At 60.0% G+C, this 17,293-nt stretch carries 16 protein-coding genes; 10 read left to right on the top strand and 6 right to left on the bottom strand.

What is annotated here, in order from left to right; genetic code table 11:
* Positions 1-52: 52 nt before the first annotated feature.
* The 4 genes from AC1RJ3_RS29380 to AC1RJ3_RS29365 all read right to left on the bottom strand — a co-directional run bounded on the left by AC1RJ3_RS29380 (position 53) and on the right by AC1RJ3_RS29365 (position 3,594).
* A complete protein-coding gene (locus tag AC1RJ3_RS29380; RefSeq protein ID WP_054597131.1) occupies positions 53-1,009 on the bottom strand; it encodes an AraC family transcriptional regulator in 957 nt (318 codons plus the stop codon).
* Between the two features lie 154 nt (positions 1,010-1,163).
* Entirely contained in the window at positions 1,164-2,093 is a 930-nt protein-coding gene (catA, locus tag AC1RJ3_RS29375) for a catechol 1,2-dioxygenase (protein WP_054597130.1), read from the bottom strand.
* A gap of 51 nt (positions 2,094-2,144) precedes the next feature.
* Positions 2,145-2,435, bottom strand: coding sequence for a muconolactone Delta-isomerase (catC, locus tag AC1RJ3_RS29370; protein ID WP_054597129.1), 291 nt, complete (start codon positions 2,433-2,435; stop codon positions 2,145-2,147).
* A 10-nt stretch (positions 2,436-2,445) separates the two neighbouring features.
* Positions 2,446-3,594 carry a muconate cycloisomerase family protein gene (locus tag AC1RJ3_RS29365; RefSeq protein ID WP_489112350.1) on the bottom strand — a complete coding sequence of 383 codons (1,149 nt, stop codon included), beginning with the start codon at positions 3,592-3,594 and terminating at the stop codon, positions 2,446-2,448.
* 127 nt (positions 3,595-3,721) lie between these two features.
* On the opposite strand from AC1RJ3_RS29365, the gene AC1RJ3_RS29360 reads away from it, so the two are divergent.
* Both AC1RJ3_RS29360 and AC1RJ3_RS29355 read left to right on the top strand, forming a co-directional pair.
* Positions 3,722-4,612: a LysR family transcriptional regulator gene (locus AC1RJ3_RS29360; protein WP_493081938.1), complete on the top strand. Its 891-nt coding sequence runs from the start codon at positions 3,722-3,724 to the stop codon at positions 4,610-4,612.
* 107 nt (positions 4,613-4,719) lie between these two features.
* A complete protein-coding gene (locus AC1RJ3_RS29355) occupies positions 4,720-5,034 on the top strand; it encodes a DUF2388 domain-containing protein (RefSeq protein ID WP_054597126.1) in 315 nt (104 codons plus the stop codon).
* Positions 5,035-5,043: 9 nt separating this feature from the next.
* Here AC1RJ3_RS29355 and rnhA read toward each other — a convergent pair whose 3' ends face one another.
* Entirely contained in the window at positions 5,044-5,496 is a 453-nt protein-coding gene (gene rnhA / locus AC1RJ3_RS29350; protein WP_019690633.1) for a ribonuclease HI, read from the bottom strand.
* 91 nt (positions 5,497-5,587) lie between these two features.
* Positions 5,588-6,346, bottom strand: a complete 759-nt coding sequence (locus tag AC1RJ3_RS29345) for a class I SAM-dependent methyltransferase (protein ID WP_493081936.1) — start codon at positions 6,344-6,346, stop codon at positions 5,588-5,590.
* A gap of 65 nt (positions 6,347-6,411) precedes the next feature.
* On the opposite strand from AC1RJ3_RS29345, the gene gloB reads away from it, so the two are divergent.
* The 8 genes from gloB (at position 6,412) to fabI (ending at position 17,155) form a co-directional block, all read left to right on the top strand.
* A complete protein-coding gene (gene gloB / locus AC1RJ3_RS29340) occupies positions 6,412-7,179 on the top strand; it encodes a hydroxyacylglutathione hydrolase (protein ID WP_493081934.1) in 768 nt (255 codons plus the stop codon).
* Between the two features lie 99 nt (positions 7,180-7,278).
* Positions 7,279-8,712, top strand: coding sequence for a transglycosylase SLT domain-containing protein (locus tag AC1RJ3_RS29335; protein WP_054597123.1), 1,434 nt, complete (start codon positions 7,279-7,281; stop codon positions 8,710-8,712).
* Between the two features lie 256 nt (positions 8,713-8,968).
* Complete coding sequence (locus AC1RJ3_RS29330) at positions 8,969-10,795, top strand: extracellular solute-binding protein (protein ID WP_493081941.1); 1,827 nt, start codon at positions 8,969-8,971, stop codon at positions 10,793-10,795.
* Positions 10,792-12,633 carry an extracellular solute-binding protein gene (locus tag AC1RJ3_RS29325; RefSeq protein WP_493081932.1) on the top strand — a complete coding sequence of 614 codons (1,842 nt, stop codon included), beginning with the start codon at positions 10,792-10,794 and terminating at the stop codon, positions 12,631-12,633. Before AC1RJ3_RS29330 ends, AC1RJ3_RS29325 begins: the two co-directional genes overlap by 4 nt.
* 1 nt (position 12,634) lies before the next feature.
* The gene (locus AC1RJ3_RS29320; RefSeq protein WP_347929894.1) at positions 12,635-13,708 is read left to right on the top strand and encodes a microcin C ABC transporter permease YejB; all 1,074 of its coding nucleotides are present in this window, start codon (positions 12,635-12,637) and stop codon (positions 13,706-13,708) included.
* Between the two features lies 1 nt (position 13,709).
* Complete coding sequence (locus AC1RJ3_RS29315) at positions 13,710-14,729, top strand: ABC transporter permease (RefSeq protein WP_054597120.1); 1,020 nt, start codon at positions 13,710-13,712, stop codon at positions 14,727-14,729.
* A gap of 1 nt (position 14,730) precedes the next feature.
* The gene (locus tag AC1RJ3_RS29310; RefSeq protein ID WP_493081930.1) at positions 14,731-16,341 is read left to right on the top strand and encodes an ABC transporter ATP-binding protein; all 1,611 of its coding nucleotides are present in this window, start codon (positions 14,731-14,733) and stop codon (positions 16,339-16,341) included.
* 19 nt (positions 16,342-16,360) lie between these two features.
* On the top strand, positions 16,361-17,155 hold the full coding sequence (fabI, locus tag AC1RJ3_RS29305) for an enoyl-ACP reductase FabI (protein ID WP_054597118.1): 795 nt from the start codon (positions 16,361-16,363) through the stop codon (positions 17,153-17,155).
* Positions 17,156-17,293 lie beyond the last annotated feature (138 nt).

The following is a 17,293-nucleotide window of genomic DNA, read 5'->3' as shown; positions in this document are numbered from 1 at the left end:
GGCGATCTCTCGGACGCCATCGCGGGCAAGCCTTGCTCCTACAGGTTATGTATCAGTGACGGCGCTTGAGGGTGTCCGACGGCAATTCGCCGAACTGCTTGCGGTAGCTTTCGGAGAATCGTCCCAGGTGCAGGAAGCCGTAATCCATGGCCAGTTCGGTCACGTTGCGTACCGTGCAGGTCGGGTCGCTGAGACAGGCGTTGACCCGTTCGAGCTTCTTCTGCCGGATATAGTTTTTCGGGGTGGTCGCCGCATTGCGCTCGAACAAGCCATACAACGAACGCAGGCTCATCTGTGCCTGACGCGCCAGTTCTTCGCTGCAAATGTCCTGCTTGAGGTTGCGTTCGATGTAGTCGGCGATCAACTCGAAGTTCGCTGACTGCGAACCGAGACCGAGGCGCCTGACGTTGGTTTTCATCAGGCTGAGCATCTTGCTCACGACAATCTGCGCGTAATGTTCCTGAACACGCGGCATGCGCTCGGTCGCTTCAGCCTCCTGGCAAACCATGCCCAGCAGATTGACGAAACCTTCAAGCTCATCCAGCTGGTAGCGGTTCTCGAGAAACCGCACGCCCTGCCCCGGGTGCAACCAGCGTTGCTCCTGGCACACCGACTCCAGCAGGCTGGCGGGCATTTTCACGATGAATTTTTCGCAGTCGTCGGAATACGTCAGGTCCACCGGATCGTCCGGATTGATCAGCAACAGCTCACCGGGCGCAAAGTAGTGTTCCTGCCGATGACCACGCCACAGGCAGTTTCCACGTAGCAGCACTTGCAGGTGATAGATGGTTTCGAGCGCCGGCGAAGTCACCCGAACACTGCCGCCATAGCTGATTCGGCACAGGTCGAGACTGGCGAATTTGCTGTGATTGAGACTGGCCTGAGGGCTGCCGCTTCCGGGCAAGCGGATACAATGGTTGCCCACGTGCTGATTGACGTAGCCCGACACCGCATAGGGATCGGCCTGCTCAAACACTCTGCTGCGCTCACTCAATAGATGCGCTTGCATAACCGCTCACTCTGGTTGTGATTATCGGCTGCGGTGCGGGTGCTCTTGGGCACGCACCCCGGAAAATCGGGCCTGACCATTCTATGCGAGCCGCCGCAAAGCGGAAGGCCACGAGATAAACGGTCTGTTATCCCGTGGCCTGGGCCAGCGCTGATCAGTCTTCCAGTGCGCGCACTCGCTCGTGACGGTGTTGCTCTTCTGGTTGCGCAGACGACTGCAGGGTGAAATCGAATTCGATCTCGGCAAAGCGGCCGCTGACACCATGCTCACGTGCACGCTGCTGATCGTCACTGAAGGTGATTTTGGCGATCAGTTCGTCGCGGGTGGCGTAGGCAAAATCGTCGTGCAGGTACTTGTCACCGTCCAGGTTGATCTGGGTGGTCAGGTGGCGATGGTCATCCGCCGAGATGAAGAAGTGGATGTGCGCCGGGCGCTGGCCATGACGACCCAGTTGATCAAGCAGCTGCTGGGTCGGACCGTCCGGTGGGCAACCGTAGCCCGACGGCACGATGCTGCGGAAGCGATAGCGACCTTCGGCATCGGTGACGATCCGCCGACGCAGGTTGAACTCGGACTGGCTGCCATCGAAGTACGAATAGGTGCCGCCGGTATTGGCGTGCCAGACATCCACCACGGCGCCGGCCAGCGGCTTGCCATCGGTATTCTTGACCTGACCCTGCATGAACAGCACCACGCCCGGATCAACGCCGTCGTCCAGCCGCGCTTCGCCGTTGGACAGCGGTGCGCCGGCGACATACAGCGGGCCTTCGATGGTGCGCGGGGTGCCACCGGTTTTACCGGCCTGCGCGTCTTCGGCATCCATCAACAGGTCGAGGTAGTGTTCCAGGCCCAAGCCGGCAACCAACAGGCCCGCCTCTTGGCGCGCGCCCAGTTCGTTCAGGTAGTTGACGGCTTTCCAGAACTCTTCCGGGGTCACTTCGAGGTCTTCGATGATGTTCACCGAGTCACGCAGGATGCGGTAGATCAGCGCTTTGGCGCGCGGGTTGCCAGCGTCGTTGAGCAGGCCACTGGCTTCTTCGAGAAACTTCTGGGCGCTGGCAGTGTGGGAAATTTTGGCGTTCATGATTAATCCTCATCTTGTATTTATTAGAGTACAGAACTGGCAGGCAACGGCTCAGCGATCATCCTCATGAATAGAGGAAGGATGCCTGCACATCGCGTTCACTTCGATAGCCATGTAGGGGTAAAGCGGCAGTTGCATCAGCAGGTCGTGCAGTTCCTGCACGCTGTCGACGTCGAACACGCTGTAATTGGCGTACAGCCCGGCGATGCGCCACAAATGGCGCCACTTACCCTGCTGTTGCAGGCGCTGGGCCAGGGCCTTTTCGTCGGACTTGAGCCGAGCGGCGCGCTCCGGGTCCATGTCGACCGGCAGGTTCACGGTCATTTTTACGTGGAACAACATGCTGTTCTCCTCAGGCGGAATGAATGGCAGTGGAGGTTTTGTCGCGGCGGAAAAACGCCAGCCGCTCTTCGTCCAGGCTCAGGCCAAGGCCGGGTGCCTGGGAAACATGCAAATGGAAATCGCGGTAAACCGGCGGCTCGCTGAGGATGTCTTCGGTCAGCAACAGCGGGCCGAACAGCTCGGTGTCCCAACTCAGCTCGTTCAGCGTGAGGAAGGCATGGGCCGAGGCCAGCGTGCCGATCCCGCCTTCAAGCATGGTGCCGCCGTACAGGCCGATACCTGCCGCTTCGGCAATCGCCGCGGTGCGCAGCACTGCACGGGGGCCGCCGTTCTTGGCGATTTTCAGTGCGAACACCGAGGCCGCGCCTTCGCGTGCCAGGTTGAACGCATCTTCCACGCACTCGATCGACTCGTCCGCCATGATCGGCGCCGGGCTCATGGCGTTCAGGCGCACCATGCCGGCACGGTTGTTGCGCGAAATCGGCTGTTCGATCAGGTCGATGCCGTTGCCGCCGAGAATCCTGCAAGCCCGCAGTGCGACCGCTTCATCCCACGCCTGATTAACGTCGACGCGCACGCTGGCGCGGTCACCCAAGGCTTTTTTGATCGCAATGACGTGAGCCAGGTCGCGGTCGACTTCGCCGGCACCGATCTTCAACTTGAAGATCCGGTGGCGACGCAGATCGAGCATCTGCTCGGCTTCGGCGATGTCCTTGGCGGTATCGCCGCTGGCCAGCGTCCAGGCTACTGGCAGCGAGTCGCGTACACGGCCACCGAGCAACTCACTGACCGGCAGCCCAAGGCGTTTGCCGTGGGCGTCGAGCAAAGCGGTTTCGATGCCGGATTTGGCAAAGGTATTGCCGCGAATACTGCGCTCCAGGCGCAACATCGCCGCGTTGATGTTGCACGCATCCTGCCCCAGCAGCAGCGGCGCAAAGTGCTTGTCGATGTTGGTCTTGATGCTGTCCGGGCTTTCATTACCGTAGGCCAGGCCACCGATGGTGGTCGATTCGCCGATGCCTTCGATACCGTCGGCGCAACGTACGCGGATGATCACCAGCGTCTGATTCTGCATGGTGTGCATCGCCAGCTTGTGCGGGCGGATAGTCGGCAGATCGACGATGATCGTCTCGATCGATTCAATGGCAGAAGAAAGCATGTCGATACCCGTCAGGTTCTTGAAGTTCTGTGACGGATTCTCGTACGGCTTTTTTCAAGGTTCCAATATAGAATTGGTCTGGATCGATACCTTAAAGGTATTCACCATCGCCGACTGTGGAGGGCTCATGGAGCTGCGTCATCTGCGTTACTTCCAGGTGCTGGGTCAAACCCTGAATTTCACCCGCGCCGCCGAACGCCTGCACATCGCCCAGCCACCGTTGAGCCGGCAAATCCAGCAACTGGAAGATGAACTTGGGGTGGTGTTGCTGGAACGCGGCAGGCCATTGCGTCTGACCGAAGCCGGGCGGTTTTTCCTTGAGCACTCCAGCGCCCTGCTTGAGCAATTGAGCAAGGTCTGCGACAACACCCGACGTATCGGCCTGGGCGAAAAGACCTGGCTGGGTATCGGTTTTGCCCCTTCGACCCTGTATGGCGTGTTGCCCGAACTGATTCGCCGACTGCGCAGCAACGAGTCGCTGGAACTGGAGCTCGGCCTGTCGGAAATGACCACGCTGCAACAGGTGCAAGCGCTCAAGGCCGGACGTATCGACGTTGGCTTCGGGCGGATTCGTATCGATGACCCGGCAATCATTCAAACCGTATTGAATGAAGACCGTCTGGTGGCTGCCCTGCCCGCCGGCCATCCACTTCTGGCCGGCCCCATCAGCCTCACCGAGTTGGCCAATGAACCATTTGTGCTGTATCCCGGCAATCCCCGCCCCAGCTATGCCGACCATGTGATCGCGCTGTTCGAGTCCTACGGGGTGAGCATCAAGGTCGCGCAATGGACCAACGAGCTGCAAACCGCCATTGGCCTGGTGGGCGCCGGTATCGGCGTCACGCTGGTGCCGGCCTCGGTACAGTTGCTGCATCGCGACGACATTGGTTTCACGCCGGTACTGGAAACCAATGCCACCTCGCCGATCATCCTGAGCCAGCGCGTCGGCGATGTCTCGCCGGGATTGAGTCACTGCCTGAAAATGATCGAAGCCTTGCGACTGCGCAAGCCGGTGTAACGGCCTTGCGCAGTTTTTAACAATCATTCGCAAAGCTCATAAAGATGGCTGAGCGGCCCCCCTGTTAGCGTGCGCCCCGAGTATTTCCCACAGGAATCGCGCACGTCATGACGACAACCTCCACCCTTATAACCCTGCTGATTGTCGGCAGTCTGTTCAGCACAGCGGTGCGAGCCACCAGTTTTGTGATGAGCACCGATATCACCCTGAGCATGAGCATGAGTCCCACCAAAGGTACCAGCAGCTCATTCAAGGATGACAAGATCGTGCTGGCTGCAAAATCCGATGCGGCGGCGTTTGTCGCCAGTCGTGGCGACATTCGCGGCGTTCAGCTGGAGGCCGCATTTGAACGGATCCGTAGCATGCTCGCCGGTCAGGTCTACTCGGATGAGCAACTGGCCGCGGCGATTCTGGTGCTGTGATTTGAGGCGTCAGTCCTGCTTGTAACCCCGGACGTCGTCGACACCACGGTTGGCCAACTGGTCGGCGCGTTCGTTACCGGGATGCCCGACGTGGCCGCGCACCCACTTCCAGGTAACGTTGTGGCGGTTGACCTGCTCGTCGAGCTGCTTCCACAGATCAGCGTTCTTCACTGGCTCTTTCGCCGCAGTTTTCCAGCCGCGTTTCTTCCAGTTGACCATCCATTCGTTGATGCCTTTCATCACGTATTGCGAGTCGGTGACCAGCAATACGTCGCAAGAACGCTTGAGCTCTTCAAGGCCACGAATGGCGCCCATCAGTTCCATACGGTTGTTGGTGGTATTGGCTTCGCCGCCCCAGAGTTCCTTTTCAACGCCCTTGCACACCAGCAGTGCGCCCCAGCCGCCGGGGCCAGGATTGCCCTTGCAGGCGCCGTCGGTGAAGAGTTCTACGCTATCGCTCATGCCAACCTATCCAGAAAATGTCTGTGGCTGCCGATCAATGATCGACAACGCCCAAGGCCGGGCAAGCCCGGCCGGGAAAATAAAATGTTTATTACGGCTCGCTGTGGCGTCGATTGACCTTGGCCATCGGCAGCGGGATCAACTTGCCCATAGGCTCGCGGCGCACCTGGCGGACCGGTCGCAAGCCGACGACGATCTTGCGCGCCACCAATAAATAGAAACCGCCACCGGACAGCTGCCAGTCACCGGCCTTGCGTTCCCAACCGGCCAAGCGGGTTTGCCATGCCGGGGACGCAAGCGGCGGACGATAGCACCCGAAGCGGCGTTTCTCCAGCGCGAACCCCAGCAGGTTGAGCCAGTCGGCGACCCGCGACGGCGAAATGCAGCGCGCCTTGCGCATGGCGTCGCTCGCAAACATGTGGCGCAACCCCCAACTGCTCCAGGGGTTGATCCCGACAATCAGCAGGTGCCCGCCGGGACGCACCGCGCTGGCGGCCTCGCGCAGCAGGCCATGCGGCGACAGGCAGAAATCCAGCCCGTGCTGCATCACCACCACGTCGGCGGCGTGCTCACTGATCGGCCAGGCCTGTTCTTCGCAGACTATTTCCACCCCCGGCAGCGGCGCTCCCAGACGGACATTGCGCTGCACCTGCTTCGCCGCCGGTGGCGTTTCGGCCGAAGGGCCGTAATGCACCAGGTAGCCGCCAAAGAAACGCCCCAGTTCGTCTTCGAGCATCCGGCGTTCTTCATTCAACAAAAATTGGCCGATGGGACCTGACAGCCACTCGCGAGCGGCACTGATCAATGCCAGCCAGTCAGGATCAGCCTGAGCGAACGCTTTATCGGTCATTGCATTCTCCAACTCGCCAAGAAGCTCTAAGATGCACCATTGTTTTCCGCTTGGCGAATCCTGCGATGATACAGATCAGTGCCCTTCCCGCCTTCACCGACAACTACATCTGGTTGTTACAGGATCACCGCAGCCAGCGCTGCGCCGTGGTCGATCCGGGTGATGCCGCCCCCGTGCAGGCCTGGTTGGCCATGCATCCGGGATGGCAGCTCAGCGACATCCTGGTCACCCATCACCACCATGATCACGTCGGCGGCGTCGAGCAACTCAAAAAAGCGACGGGCGCCACGGTCTACGGCCCGGCCAACGAAAATATCCCCGGACGCGACATCGCCGTGGACGATAATGATCGCGTCAACGTACTCGGCCGGGAGTTCGACGTGTATGCGGTGCCGGGCCACACACTGGGTCATATCGCTTACTACCATCAGGGGCTGCTGTTCTGTGGCGACACCCTGTTCGCCGCCGGTTGCGGACGCCTGTTCGAAGGTACGCCGGCACAAATGCACCACTCCCTCAGCCGCCTGGCCGCGTTGCCCGAAGACACGCTGGTGTACTGCACCCACGAGTACACCCTGAGCAATCTGCGCTTTGCCGCGGCTGTCGAGCCGAACAACCCGGACATTGCCGAGCGTCTCGAGAAAGTCTCCCAATTACGCGAGTCGGGTGGCATGTCGCTACCGTCGACCCTGGCGCTGGAGAAACTTACCAACCCTTTTCTACGTACTGGCGAAACATCTGTTAAAGAAAAAGTAGACGAACGGAATGGCCAGGATAACCGGGCTCCGAGTGAGGTTTTTGCGGCTCTTCGGGCATGGAAAGATACGTTCTAGAGAGGGCCACTATTGGTACAAAAATTCTGAATGGTTGACCGCACCCCGTACGCTTTCTAGAATCGCCCGACATTTTTGCCCGGAACTAACTTCCAGCCAATGTCGTCATCTATTCGTAAATCCATCAATTCAGACGCATTGACCCGCTTGGCTCAAGCCATCGCGGTGGCTGTGTCCGCCACCCTGGCGGGCTGCCAAAGCACCAGTCAGGTGCCACAAACCGACGTGGCACATACGCTTTCTACCCGGACCAAACAAAAACCTATCTGGATCAACGAGAAGCCAAGCCCCCAAGCCGCGCAGGACGTCTGGGAGCGCATGCGCCAGGGCTTCCAGTTGCAGGACGGGCTGGGCGTCAACCCGCGCATCGAGCAACAGCGCCTGTGGTTCGCCAGCAATCCATCGTTTCTGCAAGGTGCCAGCGAGCGTGGCAGCCTGTACATTCACTACATCGTCGAACGCCTTGAAGAACGCAACATGCCGCTGGAACTGGCGCTGTTGCCGGTGATTGAAAGCGCCTACAACCCAATGGCCTACTCGCGCGCCGATGCGGTTGGTCTGTGGCAGTTCATTCCGTCCACCGGGCGTTACTTCAACCTGCGTCAAACCCGCTTCTATGACGGTCGCCGCGACATTACCGCGTCGACCATCGCGGCGATGGACTACCTAACCCGCCTGCACGACATGTTCAACGGTGACTGGCTGCTGGCCCTGGCGGCCTACAACGCCGGTGAAGGCACGGTCAGCCGGGCCATCGAGCGCAACGAAAAGCTCGGCCTGCCAACCGACTACTGGAACCTGCCACTGCCGGCGGAAACCCAGGCCTATGTACCCAAGCTACTGGCCTTGTCACAAGTCGTGCTGTCGCCAGAAGCCTATGGCGTGAACCTCAACCCGATCGCCAACCAACCCTATTTTGAAGTCGTCGAAATCAACCAGCGCATGGACCTGTCCAAGGTTGCCGCGGTGGCCAATATCGACGAAGACGAACTGTTCCAGCTCAACCCGGCCTTCAAGCAACGCACCACCATCGACGGTCCCCAGCACCTGCTGGTGCCGACGTCCAAGGCGCAGTTGCTGACCGCCAGCCTGTCGACCATGAAACCCGAAGAGCTGATCAGCCAGCGTCCGCTCAAACCGGTTTTCGAAGGTGCAGACGACCGCGAACTGGCAACGCTCAAGCGCAGCTACCGGGTCAAACGCGGCGACAACCTGACGCAGATCGCCAAGGCCAACAAGGTCGAGGTCAAGGACCTGCAACACTGGAACAAGCTGAACGGCAAGGACCTCAAGGTTGGCCAGACCCTGGTGATGCGAGACACCAGCAAGAGCAAGCGCAGCGGTGGACGTATCAGCACGGTGGTTGCAGCCAACAGCAAGAAGCAGACCCAATACAAGGTCAAGCAAGGCGACTCGCTGTACATCGTTGCCAAGCGCTTCAACGTTGAGATGCAACACCTCAAGCGCTGGAATCCACGTGTTGGCCAGGCCCTCAAGCCTGGACAGGTGCTGACGGTTTCTTCCCCGCGTTAAGACCCGCCCTGGGCATTGGGGCTTTTTGTGGCGAGGGAGCTTGCTCCCGCTGGGCTGCGAAGCGGCCCCAAAACGTGTCATCCGGTTCTTTCAGGCACATCACATACACGGGGTTCACGCCTGCTGCGCAGGCGAGCGGGAGCAAGCTCCCTCGCCACAAAAAGCCCTACCTTAGCCCCTACCTTTTTCCTGTCGATACAAGCTGTTACTGTACGGTCCACAAAGCCCAAGCCGCCTGGACCGGATCTCTGCCTTGATGCGTCCCCTCCTGTTCCTAATCAGTCTGGCCTTGAGCTTCCCCGCAAGCGCAACGATCAGCGAAAGCCATGGTTATGCGCAGTTCGGCACACTCAAGTACCCGGCCAAATTCACCCACTTCGACTGGGTCAATCCGCAAGCGCCCAAGGGCGGTACATTGCGGGTCATGGCATTTGGCACCTTCGATACGCTCAACCCCTACACCTTCAAGGGCACCAGCCCGGTCGCGACCCCGAACTTTCTGCAGTACGGCATCAACGAGCTGAACGAACCGTTGATGGTCGGTACGGGGCAGTACGCGCCGTCCGGCGATGAACCTGCCTCCAGTTACGGGTTGATCGCCCAGTCTGTCGAATACAGCGAAGACCGCAGCTGGGTCGTGTTCAACCTGCGCCCGCAAGCACGCTTTCACGACGGCACACCGATCACCGCCTACGACGTCGCGTTTTCCTATCGCTTGTTGCTCAAGGAAGGTCATCCGCAATACCGCACCAATCTTCAGGAAGTGCAGCGGGTCGACATCCTCAACCCACAGCGCATCCGTTTCGTGTTCAAGCGTACCGGTAATCCGTTGCTGATCCAGCGCCTAGGCGAGTTGCCGGTGTTGCCGCAGCATTACTGGGAAGGTCGCGACTTCAAGGCGACCACCTTCGAACCGCCGCTGGGCAGTGGCCCTTACCGCATCACCGAGGTTCAGCCGGGGCGGCAACTGGTGTTCGAGCGGGTCAAGGATTACTGGGGCAAGGACCTGCCGGTCAACCGCGGCAAGTACAACTATGATCGCGTCGAGGTCGAGTTTTATCGAGACAGCGACGTCGCGTTCGAGGCATTCAAGGCCGGCGAGTTCGATATCTACATCGAGCACCAGGCCAAGAACTGGGCCAATGGCTACAGCTTCCCGGCCGTGCGGCGTGGCGAGGTGATCAAGGCGCAGATCGACCACCAGATTCCAACCCAGACCCAGGGCCTGTTCATGAACACCCGGCGCAGTACGTTCGCCGACGACAAGGTGCGTGAAGCCCTGGGCTTGATGTTCGACTTCGAATGGACCAATCGCGCTCTGTTCAGCGGTGCCTACAAACGGGCCATGAGTTATTACCCCAACAGCGAGTTCACAGCCACAGGCGTTCCGGTCGGCCATGAATGGCTGATGCTCTCGCCCTACCGCGATCAGCTCCCCGCCAAGCTGTTCACCGAGCCCTTCAGCCTGCCGCAGACCGACGGCCGCGGCATCCCCCGGGAAACCCTGCGCCGGGCGCTGGGTTTGCTCGCCGAGGCTGGCTGGAAGCTCAATGGCCAGCGCCTGCAGAATGCGGCCGGGCAGCCACTGCGTTTCGAGATCCTGCTGGTCAATCCGAATCTGGAACGCATTCTCCAGCCCTACGCCGAGAACCTCGCCAGTATCGGCATTGACGCGCACCTGCGCACCGTCGACCGTGCCCAATACAAACAGCGTCTGGACCAGTTCGATTTCGACATGATCCTGATGACCCTCGATCAGACCCTCAGCCCCGGACTTGAGCAGTGGCAGTACTTCCACTCGAGCCAGGCCTCGGTCAAGGGCAGCAAGAATTACGCGGGCGTTGCCAACCCGGTGGTCGATCATTTGCTCGAACAGCTGCTCGCGGCAAAATCCCGTGACGAGCAATTGGCGGCCGGCAAAGCGCTGGATCGGGTGCTGCTGTGGCAGCACTACTGCATCCCCAACTGGTATATCAATTATCATCGCCTGGCGTACCGCAACCGGTTCGCCTTCGTCACCACGCCGCCCTACACCCTGGGGCTGAATGCGTGGTGGCTGAAGACTTCGGAGAAAGCCCAATGATGCGTTTGCATCCCCTGCTGGGTCTGGTCTTTGCAGGGCTTGCCTGCACGGCCCAAGCTGCCCCGCAGCACGCCCTGACCCTGTACAACGAGCCGCCGAAATACCCGGCTGATTTCAAGCATTTCGACTATGTAAACCCGGACGCACCCAAGGGCGGGATCTTCCGTCAGGCCGGCTTTGGTGGCTTTGACAGCCTCAACCCGTTCATCAGCAAGGGCGTGGCCGCCGATGACATTGGCCTGATCTACGACACCCTGGCCAAACACGGGCTGGATGAGCCATTTACCGAATACGGCTTGATTGCCGGCAAAATCGAAAAGGCCCCGGACAACAGTTGGGTGCGCTTCTACTTGCGCCCCGAGGCGCGTTTTAATGACGGCCATCCGGTGCGTGCCGAAGACGTGGTGTTCAGCTTCCAGACCCTGATGAAAAGCGGCTCGCCGCTGTATCGCGATTACTACAGCGACGTCGACAACGTGATCGCCGAGGCCCCGTTGCGGGTGCTGTTCACCTTCAAGCACACCAGCAACCGCGAGCTGCCGCTGATCCTTGGACAGCTCTCGGTATTGCCCAAGCACTGGTGGGAACACCGCGACTTCAGCAAGGGCAATCTGGAGATTCCGCTGGGCAGCGGCCCGTACAAGGTCAGCGAGGTCAAGGCCGGGCGTTCGATCCGCTATGAGCGGGTCAAGGATTACTGGGGCAAGGACCTGCCGGTCAATCGGGGCTTTTACAACTTCGACAACATGACCATCGATTACTACCGCGACAACACCGTCGCGCTGGAAGCGCTGAAGGCCGGACAGTTCGATTACTGGCTGGAGATGACTGCGAAAAACTGGGCCAACGCCTACAACATTCCGGCCGTCACCGAGGGGCGCCTGATCAAGGAACAGATCCCAAACGGTAACCCCACCGGCATGCAGGGTTTTGTCTTCAACCTGCGCCGCCCGATATTCCAGGACGTGCGTGTGCGCCAGGCCCTGAGCCTGTTGCTGGATTTTGAATGGACCAACAAACAGCTGTTCAACGGCGCCTACGCGCGCACCCGCAGCTACTTCGAAAACTCGGAAATGGCCGCCACCGGTCTGCCGGATCAGGATCAACTGGCGATCCTCGATCCGTTCCGGGGCAAAATCCCCGAGCAGGTCTTCAGCGAAGCGTTCCAGAACCCGGTGACCGATGCCAGCGGAATGATCCGCACCCAGCAGCGCAAAGCCTATCAACTGTTGCAGGAAGCCGGCTGGCGGATCGTCGACGACAAGATGGTCGATACCACCGGCAAACCGGTCAGCATCGAATTCCTGCTGGCGCAGACCGAGTTCGAGCGGGTGCTGTTGCCGTTCAAACGCAACATGAGTGACCTGGGCATTGACCTGGTGATTCGGCGGGTCGACGTGTCGCAGTACATCAACCGCGTGCGCTCGCGCGACTTCGACATGATGGTCGGCAGCTTCCCGCAGTCCAGCTCACCGGGCAACGAACAACGCGAACTCTGGAAGTCCGAAAGCGCCGAAAAACCCGGCAGCCGCAATTACATGGGCCTGAAAGATCCGGTAGTCGATGAACTGGTCGAAGAGCTGATCAACGCCGACTCGCGCAAAAGCCTGGTGGCCCATGCCCGGGCGCTCGACAGGGTGTTGCAATGGGGCTATTACGTGATCCCCAACTGGCACATCAAGACCTGGCGCGTGGCGTACTGGAATCACATTGGCCACCCGAAAGTCTCACCGACCAATGACGTGGGCATTTCCACCTGGTGGATCAAGCCCGACGCTAAACCTGCGATCGAAGTGCTGACCAAAGAACAAGCCGATCCTGCGGGCATGGAGCAATAAGATGCTGGCGTATATTTTTCGGCGACTGTTGCTGATCATCCCAACCCTGTTCGGCATTCTGCTGATCAACTTCGTGATCATCCAGGCCGCGCCCGGCGGCCCGGTGGAACAGATGATCGCCAAGCTCGAAGGCTTCGAAGGCGCTACCAGCCGCATCGCCGGCGGCGGTGCCGAAGTCTCGGTGGCCGGCTCCAGCTATCGCGGCGCGCAGGGCCTGGACCCGGCGCTGGTCAAGGAAATCGAGCACATGTACGGCTTCGACAAGTCGGCGCCGGAACGCCTGTGGATCATGATCAAGAACTACGCCACCCTGGATTTCGGCGACAGCTTCTTCCGTGATGCCAAGGTCATCGACCTGATCAAGGAAAAGATGCCGGTGTCGATTTCCCTCGGGCTCTGGAGCACGCTGATCATGTACCTGGTGTCGATCCCGCTGGGGATCGCCAAGGCCACCCGGCACGGCAGCCACTTCGACGTGTGGACCAGTTCGGCGATCATCGTCGGTTACGCGATCCCGGCATTCCTGTTTGCGATCCTGCTGATCGTGGTATTTGCCGGCGGCAGCTACCTGGACTGGTTCCCCCTGCGCGGCCTGACCTCGAATAACTTCAGTGAATTGAGCTGGATGGGCAAGGTCCGCGATTACTTCTGGCACATCGCGCTGCCGGTGACGGCACTGGTGATCGGTAACTTCGCAACCATGACCCTGTTGACCAAAAACAGCTTCCTCGACGAGATCAACAAACAGTACGTCGTCACCGCCAAGGCCAAGGGCCTGACCCGCCATCGCGTGCTCTATGGCCATGTGTTCCGCAACGCCATGCTGCTGGTGATCGCTGGCTTCCCTTCGGCCTTCATCGGGATTTTCTTCACTGGTTCGTTGCTGGTGGAAGTGATCTTCTCGCTCGACGGCATGGGCCTGATGAGTTTTGAAGCAGCGATCAACCGCGACTACCCGGTGGTGTTCGGCACCCTGTTCATCTTCACCCTGCTGGGGCTGGTGGTGAAGCTGATCGGCGACCTCACCTACACCCTGGTCGATCCACGGATCGACTTCGAACACCGGGAGCATTGAGATGAACCTGTCCCCTCTCAATCGCCGACGTTTCGAACGGTTCAAGGCCAACAAGCGCGGCTGGTGGTCGCTGTGGCTGTTTTTGATCCTGTTTGGCGCGAGCCTCGGTGCCGAGCTGATCGCCAATGACAAGCCGCTGGCGGTGCATTACGACGGCCAATGGTATTTCCCGGCACTCAAGCGTTACCCGGAAACCACCTTCGGCGGCGAATTTCCGCTGGAAGCCAACTACAAGAGCCCGTACATCCGCGAACTGCTCAAGGCCAAGGACGCCTGGACGTTATGGGCACCGATCCCGTTTAGCTACCAAAGCATCAACTACGACCTGAAAGTCCCGGCACCGGCACCGCCCTCGGCAGACAATCTGCTGGGCACCGACGATCAGGGCCGCGACGTGCTGGCGCGGGTGATTTATGGCTTCCGGGTGTCTGTACTGTTTGCGCTGACGCTGACCATTCTCAGTTCGATCATCGGCGTGATTGCCGGCGCCTTGCAGGGTTTCTATGGCGGCTGGGTCGATTTGGCCGGGCAGCGCTTCCTGGAGATCTGGTCAGGCTTGCCCGTGCTGTATCTGCTGATCATCCTCGCCAGTTTCGTGCAGCCAAACTTCTGGTGGCTGCTGGGGATCATGCTGCTGTTTTCCTGGATGAGCCTGGTCGACGTGGTCCGCGCCGAGTTCCTGCGTGGGCGTAACCTGGAATACGTACGCGCCGCCCGCGCGCTGGGGATGCAGAACGGCGCAATCATGTTCCAGCACATCCTGCCCAACGCCATGGTCTCGACCATGACCTTCATGCCATTCATCCTCACGGGCGCCATCGGCACCCTGACCGCGCTGGACTTCCTCGGCTTCGGCCTGCCGGCAGGCAGTGCATCGCTGGGTGAACTGGTGGCTCAGGGCAAATCCAACCTGCAAGCACCGTGGCTGGGTATGAGCGCCTTTGCGGTGCTGGCGTTGATGTTGAGTTTGCTGGTGTTTATCGGCGAGTCCGCTCGCGATGCCTTCGACCCGAGGAAGTGAAATGAATCAGGACAATCTGATCGAAGTGCGCAACCTCTCTGTCGAGTTTGTGGTCGGCGAAAACGTGCAACGGGTGGTGGAAGGCGTCAGCTTCGACATCAAGCGCGGTGAAACCCTGGCGCTGGTCGGCGAAAGCGGCTCCGGCAAATCGGTGACAGCGCACTCGATCTTGCGCCTGCTGCCCTACCCCTTGGCGCGCCACCCCACCGGCACCATCACCTACTCCGGACACGACCTGCTGTCGCTGAAAGAGAAAACCATCCGGCACATTCGTGGCAACCGGATTGCGATGATCTTTCAGGAGCCGATGACCTCGCTGAACCCGCTGCACTCGATCGAGAAACAGATCAACGAGGTGCTGGGCATTCACAAAGGCCTGACCGGCAAGGTCGCGACCCAGCGAACCCTGGAGCTGCTGGAACTGGTGGGAATTCCCGAGCCGCACAAACGGCTCAGGGCCCTGCCCCATGAATTGTCCGGTGGCCAGCGTCAGCGCGTGATGATCGCCATGGCCCTGGCCAACGAACCGGAACTGCTGATCGCCGACGAACCGACCACCGCACTGGACGTGACGGTTCAGCTGAAAATCCTTGAGCTGCTCAAGGAGCTGCAAGCCCGTCTGGGCATGGCGCTGCTGCTGATCAGCCACGATTTGAACCTGGTCCAAAGAGTCGCGCATCGCGTATGTGTCATGCAGAAGGGTTGCATCGTCGAACAGGCGTCGTGCGAAGAGCTGTTCCGCGCGCCGCAGCATCCTTACACCCGGGAGCTGCTGGCAGCGGAGCCTCGTGGCAACCCGGCAACCAATGTCATCGGCCCGCCATTGCTGCAAGTCGAGGACCTGAAAGTCTGGTTCCCGATCAAAAAAGGCTTTTTGCGCAACACCGTCGATTACGTCAAAGCCGTGGACGGAATCAACTTCAGCCTACCCCAGGGGCAGACCCTGGGCATTGTCGGCGAGAGCGGTTCGGGCAAGTCCACGCTGGGTCTGGCGATTTTGCGGTTGATTGCCAGCAAAGGCGCGATCCGTTTTGAAGGCAAGTCGTTGGATTGCCTTTCGCAACAACAGGTAAGGCCGCTACGGCGGGAAATGCAGGTGGTGTTTCAGGACCCCTTCGGGAGCCTGAGCCCACGGATGAGCGTGAGCCAGATCGTCGGCGAAGGCCTGCGGATACACCGGATCGGTACAGAGACCGAGCAGGAGCTGGCGATTATCGCGGTACTCAAGGAAGTCGGTCTGGACCCGGCAACCCGGCACCGCTATCCCCACGAGTTTTCCGGCGGGCAACGGCAGAGAATCGCCATTGCCCGAGCCCTGGTACTGAAACCGGCGTTGATCTTGCTGGACGAGCCGACCTCGGCCCTCGACCGCACCGTGCAACGCCAAGTGGTTGAACTGCTGCGCTCACTGCAAAGCAAGTACAACCTGACGTATCTGTTCATCAGCCATGACCTGGCGGTGGTTAAAGCGCTGAGTCACCAGTTGATGGTGATCAAGCACGGCCAAGTGGTCGAACAAGGTGACGCGCAAGGTATCTTTGCCGCACCGCAACATCCTTATACACAGCAGTTGCTGGAGGCCGCTTTCCTGGCACCAGCCACTGCGCAATAACCTGAAAGAGGAGCAACACATGGGTTTTCTCGCCGGTAAGCGCGTACTGATCGTCGGTGTCGCCAGCAAGCTGTCCATCGCATCCGGTATCGCTGCCGCCATGCATCGCGAGGGCGCTGAGCTTGCCTTCACTTATCAGAACGACAAACTCAAGGGTCGTGTCGAAGAGTTCGCACAAGGCTGGGGTTCGAGCCCTGAGCTGTGCTTCCCGTGCGACGTGGCCAGCGATGAAGAAATCGCCAGGGTTTTCGAAGAACTGAGCAAAAAATGGGACGGCCTGGACTGCATCGTGCACTCCGTTGGTTTCGCTCCGGGCGACCAACTGGACGGCGACTTCACCGAAGCCACCACCCGTGAAGGTTTCCGCATCGCTCACGACATCAGCGCCTACAGCTTCGTGGCCCTGGCCAAAGCGGGCCGCGAGATGATGAAAGGCCGCAATGGCAGCCTGCTGACCCTGTCGTACCTGGGCGCCGAGCGCACCATGCCGAACTACAACGTGATGGGCATGGCCAAGGCTTCGCTGGAGGCTGGCGTACGTTACCTGGCCGGCTCCCTGGGCCCGGAAGGCACCCGCGTCAACGCCGTATCGGCTGGCCCGATCCGCACCCTCGCCGCTTCCGGCATCAAGAACTTCCGTAAAATGCTGGCCGCCAACGAAGCGCAAACACCGCTGCGTCGCAACGTCACCATCGACGAAGTCGGCAATGCCGGCGCCTTCCTGTGCTCGGACCTGGCGTCCGGCATCAGCGGCGAAATCATGTACGTGGACGGCGGCTTCAACACCACCGCCATGGGCAACATCGAAGAGTGATCTTCACGCGTTAACAAGAAACCCGCCGATTGGCGCAATGCTGTTCACTTAAGGAAGTCTGGAGGCCTGAGAAGTATCTGTGGCGAGGGAGCTTGCTCCCGCTGGGGCGCGAAGCGGCCCTGAATTGGGCCTGCTACG

This window comes from Pseudomonas sp. GW822-FHT04C11, assembly GCF_058800905.1.
This window is presented reverse-complemented; position numbering and strand designations above follow the sequence as displayed.

Bases quoted from the DNA above. Each gene is read 5' to 3' on its own strand.
- fabI (WP_054597118.1), top strand. From the start codon at position 16,361: ATGGGTTTTCTCGCCGGTAAGCGCGTACTGATCGTCGGTGTCGCCAGC.
- AC1RJ3_RS29345 (WP_493081936.1), bottom strand. From the start codon at position 6,346: ATGACCGATAAAGCGTTCGCTCAGGCTGATCCTGACTGGCTGGCATTG.
- catA (WP_054597130.1), bottom strand. From the start codon at position 2,093: ATGAACGCCAAAATTTCCCACACTGCCAGCGCCCAGAAGTTTCTCGAA.
- rnhA (WP_019690633.1), bottom strand. From the start codon at position 5,496: ATGAGCGATAGCGTAGAACTCTTCACCGACGGCGCCTGCAAGGGCAAT.
- AC1RJ3_RS29335 (WP_054597123.1), top strand. From the start codon at position 7,279: ATGTCGTCATCTATTCGTAAATCCATCAATTCAGACGCATTGACCCGC.
- AC1RJ3_RS29360 (WP_493081938.1), top strand. From the start codon at position 3,722: ATGGAGCTGCGTCATCTGCGTTACTTCCAGGTGCTGGGTCAAACCCTG.
- AC1RJ3_RS29380 (WP_054597131.1), bottom strand. From the start codon at position 1,009: ATGCAAGCGCATCTATTGAGTGAGCGCAGCAGAGTGTTTGAGCAGGCC.
- AC1RJ3_RS29315 (WP_054597120.1), top strand. From the start codon at position 13,710: ATGAACCTGTCCCCTCTCAATCGCCGACGTTTCGAACGGTTCAAGGCC.
- AC1RJ3_RS29355 (WP_054597126.1), top strand. From the start codon at position 4,720: ATGACGACAACCTCCACCCTTATAACCCTGCTGATTGTCGGCAGTCTG.
- gloB (WP_493081934.1), top strand. From the start codon at position 6,412: ATGATACAGATCAGTGCCCTTCCCGCCTTCACCGACAACTACATCTGG.
- AC1RJ3_RS29365 (WP_489112350.1), bottom strand. From the start codon at position 3,594: ATGCTTTCTTCTGCCATTGAATCGATCGAGACGATCATCGTCGATCTG.
- AC1RJ3_RS29325 (WP_493081932.1), top strand. From the start codon at position 10,792: ATGATGCGTTTGCATCCCCTGCTGGGTCTGGTCTTTGCAGGGCTTGCC.
- catC (WP_054597129.1), bottom strand. From the start codon at position 2,435: ATGTTGTTCCACGTAAAAATGACCGTGAACCTGCCGGTCGACATGGAC.
- AC1RJ3_RS29330 (WP_493081941.1), top strand. From the start codon at position 8,969: ATGCGTCCCCTCCTGTTCCTAATCAGTCTGGCCTTGAGCTTCCCCGCA.
- AC1RJ3_RS29310 (WP_493081930.1), top strand. From the start codon at position 14,731: ATGAATCAGGACAATCTGATCGAAGTGCGCAACCTCTCTGTCGAGTTT.
- AC1RJ3_RS29320 (WP_347929894.1), top strand. From the start codon at position 12,635: ATGCTGGCGTATATTTTTCGGCGACTGTTGCTGATCATCCCAACCCTG.